Annotated in this window: 12 protein-coding genes, 1 tRNA gene and 1 pseudogene; 5 read left to right on the top strand and 9 right to left on the bottom strand. The window is 62.1% G+C overall.

Annotated features, from left to right (window positions below; genetic code table 11):
- The 7 genes and pseudogenes from V3587_RS28050 to V3587_RS28020 form a co-directional block, all read right to left on the bottom strand.
- Positions 1–1519 (bottom strand): annotated as a pseudogene (locus tag V3587_RS28050) (hypothetical protein); the annotation flags it as partial.
- Positions 1516–1854 (bottom strand): hypothetical protein, encoded by a 339-nt coding sequence (locus V3587_RS28045; protein WP_058227052.1) that lies wholly within the window; start codon positions 1852–1854, stop codon positions 1516–1518. The gene V3587_RS28045 and the pseudogene V3587_RS28050, both read right to left, overlap by 4 nt.
- Before the next feature lie 62 nt (positions 1855–1916).
- On the bottom strand, positions 1917–2315 hold the full coding sequence (locus tag V3587_RS28040; RefSeq protein ID WP_003943955.1) for a hypothetical protein: 399 nt from the start codon (positions 2313–2315) through the stop codon (positions 1917–1919).
- A gap of 90 nt (positions 2316–2405) precedes the next feature.
- Positions 2406–3089: an MspA family porin gene (locus V3587_RS28035; RefSeq protein ID WP_283377496.1), complete on the bottom strand. Its 684-nt coding sequence runs from the start codon at positions 3087–3089 to the stop codon at positions 2406–2408.
- A 697-nt stretch (positions 3090–3786) separates the two neighbouring features.
- A tRNA-Ser gene (locus V3587_RS28030) sits at positions 3787–3876 on the bottom strand.
- Between the two features lie 51 nt (positions 3877–3927).
- Positions 3928–4353, bottom strand: coding sequence for a MarR family winged helix-turn-helix transcriptional regulator (locus V3587_RS28025; protein WP_020968140.1), 426 nt, complete (start codon positions 4351–4353; stop codon positions 3928–3930).
- A 128-nt stretch (positions 4354–4481) separates the two neighbouring features.
- Complete coding sequence (locus V3587_RS28020) at positions 4482–5720, bottom strand: alpha-hydroxy-acid oxidizing protein (protein WP_283377497.1); 1239 nt, start codon at positions 5718–5720, stop codon at positions 4482–4484.
- Here V3587_RS28020 and V3587_RS28015 point away from each other — a divergent pair.
- Positions 5719–6708: an NAD(P)H-quinone oxidoreductase gene (locus tag V3587_RS28015; RefSeq protein WP_007731765.1), complete on the top strand. Its 990-nt coding sequence runs from the start codon at positions 5719–5721 to the stop codon at positions 6706–6708. The two genes, V3587_RS28020 and V3587_RS28015, sit on opposite strands and share 2 nt — an antisense overlap.
- Before the next feature lie 15 nt (positions 6709–6723).
- On the opposite strand, the gene V3587_RS28010 is transcribed toward V3587_RS28015, so the two are convergent.
- Complete coding sequence (locus tag V3587_RS28010; protein ID WP_007731767.1) at positions 6724–7926, bottom strand: cysteine desulfurase-like protein; 1203 nt, start codon at positions 7924–7926, stop codon at positions 6724–6726.
- A 132-nt stretch (positions 7927–8058) separates the two neighbouring features.
- Here V3587_RS28010 and V3587_RS28005 point away from each other — a divergent pair, with 132 nt between their 5' ends.
- From V3587_RS28005 to wzm, 4 genes are all read left to right on the top strand, one after another.
- The gene (locus V3587_RS28005; protein WP_007731772.1) at positions 8059–8628 is read left to right on the top strand and encodes a bacterial proteasome activator family protein; all 570 of its coding nucleotides are present in this window, start codon (positions 8059–8061) and stop codon (positions 8626–8628) included.
- A gap of 157 nt (positions 8629–8785) precedes the next feature.
- Positions 8786–9628, top strand: coding sequence for a galactan export ABC transporter ATP-binding subunit Wzt/RfbE (wzt, locus tag V3587_RS28000; protein WP_003943818.1), 843 nt, complete (start codon positions 8786–8788; stop codon positions 9626–9628).
- Positions 9621–10508: a galactofuranosyltransferase GlfT1 gene (gene glfT1 / locus V3587_RS27995; RefSeq protein ID WP_042447644.1), complete on the top strand. Its 888-nt coding sequence runs from the start codon at positions 9621–9623 to the stop codon at positions 10506–10508. Before wzt ends, glfT1 begins: the two co-directional genes overlap by 8 nt.
- Before the next feature lie 36 nt (positions 10509–10544).
- Entirely contained in the window at positions 10545–11393 is an 849-nt protein-coding gene (gene wzm, locus V3587_RS27990; RefSeq protein ID WP_003943943.1) for a galactan export ABC transporter permease subunit Wzm/RfbD, read from the top strand.
- Here wzm and V3587_RS27985 read toward each other — a convergent pair whose 3' ends face one another.
- Entirely contained in the window at positions 11394–12962 is a 1569-nt protein-coding gene (locus V3587_RS27985) for a glycosyltransferase family 39 protein (protein WP_269611758.1), read from the bottom strand.
- Between the last annotated feature and the right edge of the window lies 1 nt (position 12963).

Here is a 12963-nt window from a genome sequence, read left to right as displayed (position 1 = left end):
GTATTGCGTCGCCGACAGGGTTTCCGGTTCCTGTTTCGGTGATCGGTGGTTCGGAGACCTCGGAGTTAGGGTCACCGGACATGAGATGGCCGAGGTCTGAATCTGCCGGGTCCGCAGGTTCTGTGGTGTAGTCCTGCCCGCCGATGTTCGAAGTGATCGGCTCCTGGGTTTGATTGGCGAGTATTGCGTCGCCGACAGGGTTTCCGGTTCCTGTTTCGGTGATCGGTGGTTCGGAGACCTCGGAGTTAGGGTCACCGAGCATGAGCTGCTCGAGGCCTGAATCTGCCGGCTCCGGGGGGGTGGCGGCGAGGACGTTTTGTGCGTCCCTGCGTGCTTGTTCGCCCTCCGGGGTCATCGGGCCGATGAAGTTCGCCTGCGCTTCGAGCGCAGCACGTTCTTCCGGTGTCAGCTCCGGGTCGGCGAGGATCGGGTACAGCAGGTTCTCTATGCCCGCGGTGTCGACGACCTGGACGAGTTGCCCGTCCCGGATCTCGTAGTGCGTCGGAACAGGAGTGCCGTTGGCGTCGTACGCCCACGGGGCATCGATTGTCGAGACCGGATTCCCGTCGGCGTCGAAGACGGTGACCGTGCCATCGGGGTTGACACTCATGTGACCGCCGGGCGGCACCGTCACCGGAATCACGGATTCGTGCGACGACGTTTCGTCGTGGATCAGGAAGAAGAACCGGCTTCCGCCGGTGATCGGATCGAACACCCGCAACGAGGACTGCCCGCCAGGTGCGTACGCAGTCAACGGCGACACGACAGTCCCGACCGCCTGGGAGAGTACTGATTCGGGCGTGCGGGGGCTGAAAGGTCCCGGCCGCCCGCGCACTCCGATACCCGCAGCGGTGAACGCCGCAGCGCCGATCAGGGCGAGTTCGAGATACCGGTCACGGCCCGAGTCCTCCCCGGCGGTGGAAACATCTGCTGCCGGGTCCGGAACCGTTTGGGCCGGTGCGATATTCGAATCCGAATCCGCGGGGATCGGTCCGGGACCACGATCGGTGGTGGTTCCCTCACCCGGGGTGGGTGTGGGTGAGGGAACCGCTGATGCCGATGCATTGGGGAATGCACCGACACCAGTTTCCGAGGCCGGGGACTCGGAAGTAACGGGCGGAACCTCGATCGTCGGCACAGGGACGATGGGGGTGCCGTTGTAGGTGGGAAAGTTCGTCGGAGCATTGGCCCCGACATTCGGGCCACCGCCTGGAGCCTGCACACCGGGGAGCCCGACAGTGGTCGTCGGCGCAGCTGTCGACGTCGTGGACGGCGCGCTCAGGCACGGGTTGATGATCTCTGGCGGGATGGGCGCGCCAGGTGGCAGCGACGCAATGAGATTCAGGTAGATCTGATGATCACGTGCCCGCACCGCCGCGCAGTCTTCTTCCGGCGTCGCGTTCGCCGGAGCGGCGGAGAGTGCAATTCCCGCACCGATCGCTCCGGCCGCTCCGGTCAACAGCGCCCCGGCGGCAAGCACTCCCGCGAGAGTCCGGCGAAGTCGTCTACCGGACTTCACCGGCGCGCACCACGATTGTCACTCTTCTTCGTTCGGAGTAGCGCGATGAGTTTGTCTGCGCCCCACCAGAACAACCGTCCGGAGATCGACATCCACAAGAAGAACGCCAGGTAAACCAGGATCGTCCCGTAGTCGTTCGCCCAGCCGGCGAGCTTCCCGATCACCGCGAATGCCGCGATCAGCAACCCCAGTCCAACTGCCGTAGCGATCACAGCCTTGGAGAGTGGACCGAGTTCACTGTCCGGATCCCAGTCATCAACGTCTGCAACGTCTTTCCTATCGACGGCAGCGGGTTCCGTTTGGACACTGCGGCGTTCGGCGTTGTTGACGGTCATGACTGGAACTCCAAATGGGAAGGGAGAGCGGGGAAAACGGGTCGCCGGTGCTGGGCGCGGCATCAGTTCCAGTACTGGTAGGTCAGGGTGACGTACCCGGCGTTGGCCGGGTTGTTCGGATCAGCCAGGTAGACATCGACGTAGCCACCAGCATGGGCAGCGGCTTCGCCTATCACTACGCGGTCGGGGGCGCTGAGCTTGCCATCGGGGCCGACGGTGAGCGCCGAGCCCGGTGCGAGCTCAATCCACCGCTGCGAGCCTGGAACGATGTCGGAGATGGCGTCCGGGATCGGGCTCGCCGCCAACGCCGCGGTTTCCGCATTCGAGAGCGACAGACCGATCCGACCCTGCTCAGGTTCGACGATCGGAGTTGCAGCAGATGCCACGCCGGCGCCGAGAACACCGAACAGGGCGATACCCGCGGTGAGGGTTCCGGCAGTGGCCAAGGTACGAATCTTCATGATTTCTCCTTTGTGGGCGTGATGAGTAACCACCCCTGGACTGGGCGGATCGGGAATAGTCGCCAGCAGCGCTGACGACGGCTGCGCGGGTCAGAGCCAGGTGGGATCGGAGTACACGAACAACGTGTTGTCCGACGTCGCCGTCGACACCGAGAGTTGTGCATACGAGCGAATCGTCACCGGCCCCATGCACGCATCAACCTTCACGTGCACGTTCTCTGCCGTGATCGACGCCTTCGACGACTCGAGATCCTTCTTCCCCAACGGAATCGTCGTGATCGTGCCCGGCGCAATCGTCGACTGAATACTCGGATTCACCGACGCATTCACACCCACGTTCGCCGACGGGACACCCGAAATACTCACACCGACAGACGGACCGAGCGAAAAACCAAGCCCCAAGCCAAGTCCGGAGGAAACATCGATCTGGCAGCCAATCTGCAACCCCTGCTCGACATAACCGGTCTTCACCGCCGAATCACCCGCACCACCGATCGTGCCGGTCACCTTCGCCGACACGAACCCCTCACGAGTGAACGCCGTCGTCGCCAGATTCGGCAACGGGTTCGCCGACAGTTTCGTGGCGGCAAGATCCAACGACCAACCGTCATCGGTGACAGTGCTCGCGAACTTGTCCGCCAACGCCGTCGGCGTTGCCGATGCGCTCCCTGCGAAGACCACACCCGACGACAGCGCGGCAACCGCACACGCCGCGAGCCCTACCGCGGCCCTCGATCGACGGCGAGATGTTCGTGCTTTCAATTCGGTTGCCATGAGTAACTCCTACGTCGCGGACCAGCAACCAATTCGGTAGCTGAACACTAACTAAATGCAAGTTACCGGACAGTACCAAGCGTTCCGTTTTATCAACAGGCTCCCGCGACCAACTATCGGAGACTTGCGGTGAACTTCCGGTAACAGATACATATCGACAGGGCTCAGAGCAGGGAATGGGACTTAGGTCCCAATGTGGCGAACGACACCAAACTTGGACCATCCGCCCATTGGTGACAGTCGAGCAAACGTGCAAACAAGGCACGATCCGGAGCATTTCAGCAGATTGAATGCAACGTGGTCTCTGGCGATATGGCCACGCAAACTTATTGAACGGTCAACAGTTAATTGGTGGCGCGCAGCTCATTCGGACACCAAGCGCAAGGAGGCCGCGTAAACCACGAGCCCATCTAGCCAAGGAGGGAATCGAATTGACCACCAGCCGCACGATGCGATCACCTGGAACTCTCGTCGCCGAGCGCCGCAATGGCTGATCGTTCACCACAGCACAACGAGAACCGGCAGATTGCCGCAACATCGGACGTAGCACCGAAGTGGCGAAGCCATTGCTTCACCCGGCGACCCCAGGGCGGCAAAGATTGCTACACATCCGACTCCTCGACGCTCCTGCGCTTCGTAGGGCACGAAAAAACCCAGCCCACGCTTTCGCGCGGGCTGGGTTTGAACAACGAACATTTGGCGGAAGCGGAGGGATTTGAACCCCCGGTGGGTTTAACGCCACGCTCGCTTTCAAGGCGAGTGCATTCGGCCGCTCTGCCACGCTTCCGTGGGCGATCCTATCGGGTGTTCCCACGGACCGCGAAAACGGCTCCAGAAGTCAGCGCTCGCCGATGGCTTTGTCGACCTTCTCGAAGACGTCTGCCAGCACGTCCAGTTCCTGGGGAGTCAGCAGATCGACCAGATTGTTCCGCACCCCGGCCACGTGAGTAGGCGCTGCCTCGGCGAGGCGACGCCTACCCTCTTCCGTGATCCGCGCGAGCACGCCGCGACCATCTTCGACGCAGGTGTCTCGCACGACGATGCCCTGAGATTCCATCCGCCTGATCTGGTGCGTGAGGCGACTCCGCGAAGACAGCACGCCGTCTGCCAGGTCACTCATCCGCAACGACCCGTCAGCTGACTCCGAGAGCATGACCAAAATGCGGTAATCGGCCAACGACAGGTCGTGTGAATCCTGCAGTTCGCGGTTGAGAACCTCCATGAGGCGCTGATTACCGTCCATGTAGCCGCGCCATGCACGCATCTCGCATGGCGTCAGCCACGGTGTCTCACCGTGCGCCGCCTGCGATGTCTCCTCGGTTGTCGCTTCAGCTGTCACAGGTTCCAAGTTTAGACCTGTGTCCGCCCGTCACAGTAAGACTCACCCTAAAGTCACGAATTGGACATGAGGATCGAGGAATCGATTTCGGCGACCGATGCCAGCCCCGCCAGCCCCATGGTGAGATCCAGGTCGGCCAGGAGACTGCGCAATGCATGACGCACTCCGTCCGCTCCGGCCAATCCCAACCCGTACACCCACGGCCGCCCGTACAGCACTGCGTCGGCACCCAAGGCCAGAGCCTTGATTACGTCTGCGCCACAACGAATTCCGGAGTCCATCAGGATGTTCACCTCATGCCCCACCGCATCAGCGACGGGACCGAGAGCATCGAGTGCCGAAATCGACCCGTCAACCTGACGCCCACCATGGTTGCTCACGACAATGCCGTTGGCGCCGGCCGCGACGGCCTCACGTGCGTCGTCGGGATGGACAATTCCCTTCACTGCGATCGGAAGTGTCGTCCACTGGCGAAGTTTCGCGATATCGGCAATCCGCACCGCATGATTGCCGAACAACGACACCCACGTGAGAACCGCGATCTGCAGCGCTTCTGCGCTCTCCTCGGGAGGCGTGGCCAGTTTTGCGCGGAACACCGGATCCGACAGGTAGTTGGCAATACCCTTCGCCTGCAGGAACGGAAGGTGACCGAGTTCGAGATCCCTTGGACGCCAACCCATACCGGGAGTGTCGGCAGTCAGGACGATAGCCTTCGCGCCCGCCGTCTCCGCTCGACGGACAAACGACTCGGCAAGCTCGTCGTCGGCCGGCCAGTACAGCTGGTACCACCAGTTCTCGCCGGAGGCCGCCGCTACGTCTTCGATGGTCGAGGATGCCGCCGTCGAGAGAATCGATCCGATCCCCAACTCGGCGGTGACCGAACCGACCGCAACCTCGGCGTCGTCGTGGACCAAGCCGAGCACGCCCACCGGAGCCGTCAGGATCGGTGCAGCCAACCGCGTCCCCAACACCTCGACGCTCAGATCACGCGCGTCGGGCGCCGCAGTCCCCCGCAACATCCGCGGCACGATCGCATGCTTGTCGAACGCCCGCAGATTCGACACCGCGGTTCGTTCGGTCGACGCGCTACCGGCGATGTACCCGAAGGCCTCCGGTGAGAGTTGCTCGCGCGCGGCATCTTCCAAGCCTGCCGCAGTCATCGGCAAAGCCGGCTTCGCGCCGCTCAGTCCCGTCAGATAAATCTCGTTCTGCATGTTCCCGAAGTAAGTCACGTCCGCGACGGTAGCGGCAAAACACCCGTCAGCGGGGAGATTCGCTAGCGTCGTATCCATGTACGCCATAACGATCGATCAGCCCGGCGGTCCCGAGGTCATGAAATGGGCGCAGCAGCCCGATCCTGAACTACCTCGCGGGCACGTACTCGTCGAGGTCGCCGCGACCGCAGTCAACCGCGCCGACCTGCTCCAACGTCAAGGCTTCTACCCGCCGCCGCCCGGCGCGAGTGACATTCTCGGCCTCGAATGCTCGGGTGTGATCACCGAACTCGGCGAAGACGTCACCGGTTGGTCCGTCGGCGACGAAGTCTGCGCACTGCTGGCCGGCGGTGGCTATGCCGAGAAGGTTGCGGTCCCGGCAACACAACTTCTCCCCGTTCCCGCTGGCGTCGATCTCCGTGTCGCAGCGTCACTGCCGGAAGTTGCGTGCACAGTGTGGTCCAACGTCGTGATGCGCGGCGGACTACGACGCGGACAGGTACTACTCGTCCATGGCGGTGGCGGCGGAATCGGCACCCACGCCATCCAGGTCGGCAAAGCCCTCGGCGCCCGCGTCGCAGTTACCGCGGGTTCGGAGGACAAATTGAACCGCTGCCGCGAATTGGGCGCGGATATTCTCATCAACTATCGCGACAGCGACTTCGTAGCATCACTCGCCGAAGCCACCGACAACCACGGCGCCGACGTGGTTCTGGACAACATGGGAGCGTCGTACCTCGGGCGCAACGTCGACGCACTCGCCATGGACGGCCACGTCGTGATCATCGGAATGCAGGGTGGCCGCAAGGGCGAGGTCGACATCGCCAAGCTGATGGGAAAGCGCGGAAACATCACGTCGACGGGCCTGCGTGGGCGTCCGCTCACCGGCCCCGGCGGTAAAGCGGACATCGTCGCCGACGTCCGCGCGAAGTTGTGGCCGTTGATCGCAGACGGATCGGTTCAACCGATCGTGTCGACCGAACTTCCGATCACCGAGGCGCCATTAGCCCATCAGTTGCTGGATTCGCCGGAAACCGTAGGCAAGGTCATCCTCACCGTGAAGTGAGCCGAGCGGGATCGATCAGCCCAGGGCGCCGAGTTCGGCGACCAGCTGATTGATCTCGTACCGCGTCGTGTACGGCGCAAGGCCGACGGTGACCGCGCCGCCTTCGTCGTTGACACCGAGGGCGTCGAGCAGCCTGGAACCACCATGCGTACCGCTTACCGTCGCGATGCGCTTGTCGGCCAGGTGCGCCGCGACCTTGTCTGCCGCCATCCCCTCGAGTGTGAAACTGAGCGTCGGCACCCGCGTGGGTGCGCCGCCGATCACCATCACGTTGGGCAGGGCTGCGAGAGAACGCATGAGGTGATCGAACAGACCGTCCTGATAGTCCTGTAGCGAGCTGATCGAGGTTTCGAGGCGCTCACGCCTGGTTCCCGTTGCCGATTCGTCCAACCCGGCCAGGAAATCGATCGACGACGTGAGACCGGACAGCAGCGCGAACTGATGACCGCCCACCTCGAGTCGCTCGGCGCCACGCGCGTACGGGTTGAGCGACACGGCCGGAATTCGGTCGAGCAGTCCGGGATCGCGGAAGACGAGTGCGCCCACCTGTGGACCGCCCCACGACGGCGCGCTGACGGCAACGATGTCCGCCCCGAGATCAGCCATGTCCACATGCGCATATGGCGCTGCACCGACGGCGTCGACCACCATCAGTCCGCCGAATTCGTGCAGACGATCAGCTGCGGCGCGGACGTTCGGAGCCGAACCGACGACCGGTGATGCGGCCGTCAAGGCCACCAATCGAGTGGTCGAGGTGATGAGATCGTTGAACTGCCAACTCGGGAGCTCACACGTTTCGATTTCGACCTCTGCCCATCGCACCTGAGCGCCGTAGCGACTGGCCACACGAAGCCAGGGCGCGACGTTCGCCTCTTCGTCGAGGCGCGAGAGCACGAGACCGGTTCCGAGGCCCAACCGCGAACTGAGCGACTCGGCGAGCCAAGCCAACAACACCGCTCGGTCTGATCCGAGAACGACTCCCGCAGGATCTCCGCCGACCAGATCGGCGACCGCGGTGCGCGCACTCTCGAGAATGGCAGCACTACGACGGTTCGAGACGTGGCGACCGGAGGAAGAAGATGCAGAGGCACGGAACGCGGTGGAGACCGTCCGCGAGACGGCGTCCGGGATCTGCATTCCGGCCTGCGGATCGAGGTGGATCCAGCCGTCACCGAGTGAGGGAATCAACCCCCGTACGCGGGCAACGTCGTAAGCCATGCTCGACACTCTAGGTGCAGACGCCCGCTTAGTCGAAGGCAGTCACCCAATTACCCGTCAGTACAGTTATTCGATAGCTAACTTTTTGGGGGTTACGCGGCGTTTGTCGCCCACACACGACAAGATGGAAGCATGACGAACCCCGACAAAGAGCAGGTACTCGTTATCGGACCCGACGGTCGACCCGTCGCGATGCCGGTGGCCGAGGCAGAGGCCGCCACCTCCGGCACCACCGAAGGCGCGGAATCCGAAGCCGAGTCCGTCGCCGAGATGGTCGAGCAGCCGGCGAAGGTCATGCGAATCGGCACGATGATCAAACAGCTCTTGGAAGAAGTGCGCGCCGCGCCGCTCGACGACGCCAGCCGCAAGCGCCTCAAGGACATCCACACCTCGTCCATCCGAGAACTGGAACAAGGCCTGGCACCCGAACTCCGTGAAGAACTCGAGCGACTGAGCCTCCCGTTCACCGACGACTCCATTCCCTCGGACGCCGAACTGCGAATCGCGCAGGCCCAACTCGTCGGCTGGCTCGAAGGACTGTTTCACGGAATTCAGACCGCACTGTTCGCGCAGCAGATGGCAGCGCGCGCTCAGCTCGAACAGATGCGTCAGGGCGCACTGCCTCCCGGCATGAGCATCGGGGCTCCGCATTCGCCGGCACATCCGGACCAACAGAGCCCAGGAACCGGCCAGTATCTGTAACGAGCAGCGCTGCGTCCCCAGCTGAAGTCTTCACGGTGTTGCGCCCCGGTAGGCTCGGTGCTCGTGCCCGACTCCGCGAACTGAGCGGATTCAATCCCGGCGACGCCGAACCGGGGAGCCCGCCCAACCAGGCGCTCCACCGGATGCAAGGAGCAGAATGACCGAGAACGTCAGCATCGAAACACGCGGAGCGTGTGTCGACTTCCCGATCTTCGACGCGAAATCGCGTTCGCTGAAAAAGGCGTTCCTCGGTCGTGCAGGTGGCGCAATCGGACGAAACGATTCCGACGTCGTTGTCGTCGAAGCTTTGCGGGACGTGACGTTGTCCCTGAAGGAGGGCGACCGAATCGGACTCGTCGGCCACAACGGTGCAGGCAAATCCACATTGCTCCGACTGTTGTCCGGGATCTACGAGCCGACTCGCGGATCAGCCGCAATTCGTGGCCGCGTAGCCCCTGTCTTCGATCTTGGGGTGGGTATGGATCCCGAGATCTCGGGATACGAGAACATCATCATCCGCGGAATGTTCCTCGGAATGACCCGTAAGCAGATGCTCGCGAAAATGGATGAGATCGCAGACTTCACCGAGTTGGGCGACTACCTCTCGATGCCGCTTCGCACCTACTCGACCGGAATGCGGGTCCGAGTGGCACTCGGTGTGGTGACCAGCATCGATCCGGAGATCCTGCTCCTCGACGAAGGCATCGGTGCCGTCGACGCAGAATTCATGAAGAAGGCGCGAACCCGTCTCCAAGACCTCGTCAAACGATCTGGAATCTTGGTTTTCGCGAGCCACTCGAACGAATTTCTGGCGCAACTGTGCGACCGCGCGATGTGGATCGATCACGGAACTGTCAGACAGTCCGGGGGAATCGAAGAAATCGTCCGCGCGTACGAGGGCAACGATGCCGGCGACCACGTCGCTCATGTGATTCGCGAAATGGAACGCGAAGACGCCGCGGCATCGGCGATTGCTGAAGCGAGCTCGGACGATGCCTGAGCGGATAATCGGCGTCGTTGTCACCCATCGGCGTCGTGAACTTCTCGCTTCGTCCCTGAAAGTACTCACAACCCAGACGCGCCCACTCGACCATCTCGTCGTCGTCGACAATGCCGACGAATCCGATGTCCGCGCGCTCGTGGACGACTGCTCGATCCCCACCACGTACATAGGGTCGGCACACAATCTCGGCGGCGCCGGTGGTTTCGCCCTCGGAATGTTGCTGGCATTGTCGCTCGGTGCAGACCGAGTCTGGCTTGCCGACGACGACGGCCGCCCCGAGGGGCCCGAGGTACTTTCGACGCTTCTCGATTGCGCAATTCGTCACAACCTGGCGGAAGTATCTCCCGTCGTGTGCGACATCTCCGAACCTGACAAGCTGGCCTTCCCGCTACGCCGTGGGGTCGAATGGCGTCGACGACGTAGCGAGCTGGGTGAAGGTGATCTTCTCCCGGGAATCGCGTCCCTCTTCAACGGTGCGCTGTTCACCGCGGAAGCGATCGAGACCGTTGGCGTTCCCGATTTGCGGCTCTTCGTCCGTGGCGACGAGGTGGAGGTCCATCGCCGACTGATCCGTTCCGGACTTCGGTTCGGCACATGCCTACAGACTGTGTACCTGCACCCCGACGGCGCCGACGAATTCAAACCCATTCTCGGCGGCCGTATGCACACGCAGTACCCGGACAACGAGACCAAGCGTTTCTACACCTATCGCAACCGTGGCTATTTACTCTCGCAACCCGGGATGCGACGGCTCCTTCCACAGGAATGGGTGCGATTCGGTTGGTACTTCCTCATCACCAGGCGTGACGTCTCCGGGCTGCGCGAGTGGATGAGGTTACGCAAGCTGGGTAGATCCGAACGCTTCTCTCGCATCTGATCGAGCCCGCTCGGCGACCGAGTAGGCTTGGCGGCTGTGTCTGCCCCAACCCTTGCCGACAAGGCCCCCATAGCGCCGGCGTCCCGCACGTTCGCCCGAGCAATCCAGGATCTGCGCGAGGGTCTCGGCCATCGAGAACTGTGGTTCCATCTCGGGTGGCAGGACATCAAGCAGCGCTACCGACGATCCATCCTCGGACCGTTCTGGATCACGATCGCCACTGGCACCACTGCAGTCGCGATGGGCATCCTCTACTCGTCATTGTTCAATCTGGACGTCGCGGAATTCCTCCCGTACGTCACTCTTGGCTTCATCGTGTGGAACATGATCTCCGGTGCCATCCTCGAGGGCGCCGAAGTCTTCATTTCCAACGAGGGACTGATCAAACAGCTACCCACGCCGTTGAGCGTTCACGTGTATCGGCTGGTCTGGCGCCAGTTGATTCTCTTCGCCCACAACTTCGTGATCTACATCGTCATTTTGATCGTGTTCCCGAAACAGCTTTCCTGGACGGATCTTTCGTTCATTCCTGCTTTGGCGTTGATCGCGATCAACGCAGTGTGGGTTTCCCTGGTTTTCGGCATCCTCTCCACTCGGTACCGTGACATCGGCCCGTTGCTCGCGAGCGTCGTTCAACTCTTGTTCTTCATGACTCCCATCATTTGGACCGAGAAGTCACTGCAAGGAACAGCCAACGCTGAACGAGCACGAATCGCGGAGCTCAATCCCCTGTATCACTTCCTCGACATCGTGCGAACGCCGCTCCTCGGCGGGGACCAGCAGCTGTACCACTGGGTCATCGTGCTCGCCGTCACCGTCGTGGGGTGGGGCCTGGCACTTCTGGCCATGCGCAACTACCGTTCACGCGTCGCGTACTGGGTATAGTCACCTGCGTGTGGAAGGAACCATCTGCACGATCTGCAAGTGGTGCAGCGGTGTCGCTGTTTCGACAACGAACCCTCGCACTGAAAGTTGTGTGAACAGTTCCGTGTCGATGAAATGGAAAGGCTCGAAATTCCACACGACATTGGCCGTATGAAGTATTGCCTCATAGCTCTGACGCTCACCGTCGGTGACGACCCACACGGTCTGGCAGCCCTGTGCCCGCTCGGCCGTCTCGTCCACTGAATATTCGGAATCCCACAGCTCGTCGATCGAGTTCGCATCATGCTCGAGGCCGATATCTCGCAAACCTTTGATCGAGTCAGGCCGTGCCTCGGCGACAGCATGCAACGAACTCGGCGCCCAGGACACCACCGGCTGGAACGCGACGCAATCGCCCGCATTCCCATTGGCTTTCAGAAAATCCGCAGCCGTACTGTAGTCCATCCCACCCGATTTTCCCCACGGCTCTCGCTGGCTGACGTATGCAGGTAGAGACGCCGCAGCAAGAAGTATCACCGCCGCCGAGGCCAGGACCCAGCTCGACGTCAGGCGGCTGATCATGACACCCAGCAGCAAGGCCACACCGGGCGCAGTGAATATGACGTACCGATCGACGTAGATGTTTCCCAGGACGACCGAATACACGAGAAACAGCGCCATCGGGACCAGAATCCACACCAGTGCGACAGTCGACGCACTGCGATCCCCGACAGTCCACCGACTGGGTGCGAAGAAATAGCCCGCAATCCCTGAGAGCACGATGATCCCCGCCACGACAGCAAACAACGGACTCGAAAGGAACCATTGGTCAACGGCGATCGTCGTGAAAATATGCCGATCCAACGGTGGTATCCAACTGACTTGCCTCGATTGTCCGAGCGACAGGGCGATCAGCGGGGACACAAGCAGGACCGCGGACGCGGAAGCACCGACAAAGCACAACCCTTTGAAACGATTCCGCTTCGAATCGGCGTCCGGAATCACCTTGGCCCCGAACACCACGATGACAGCGTGTACCAGCAGCAGCACGGCGCTGTAGAGAAACAGTGCTACAGAGACAGCTGCCAACACGCCGTACAGGATCCACCACGCGCGCTTCGACGTTCGCAGCGAACACACGAGCACCAGCATTGTGACCGTGGACAATGCCAACACCATTGCATACGAGCGTGCCTCGGTGGCTGCCCAGGTAACTCGGGGAAGCACCATGAAAGTGACGCCGACGATAACGCCGAGTCTGGTACCCCCGAACATCCGCGCCAGCGCTACCAACGCTGCCGTCGCGATTCCGACTGCCAGCGCACTCGGCGCTCGCGCAGAGAATTCCGATACCCCGAAAACCTGAAACCACCAGTGGATCAGCACGTAATAGAGCCCATGGACCGCATCCACGTGTCCGAGGGTTGCCAGCGTCGAACGAAGCGATCGGTCCGCCATCGAGACCGTCGCCGCTTCGTCCCACCAGAACGACGGACGACCGGACCACGCGACACCCACGACGGTAGCCGCGAGCCCCAGTAGAGCCGGCAAGCGCCACTGGGCCAATCTCTGCCCCAGCGGGAGGGCCACA

It is taken from the genome of Rhodococcus sp. IEGM 1306, from assembly GCF_036541985.1.
In the GTDB taxonomy this organism is placed as follows: domain Bacteria; phylum Actinomycetota; class Actinomycetes; order Mycobacteriales; family Mycobacteriaceae; genus Rhodococcus_F; species Rhodococcus_F qingshengii.
This window is presented reverse-complemented; position numbering and strand designations above follow the sequence as displayed.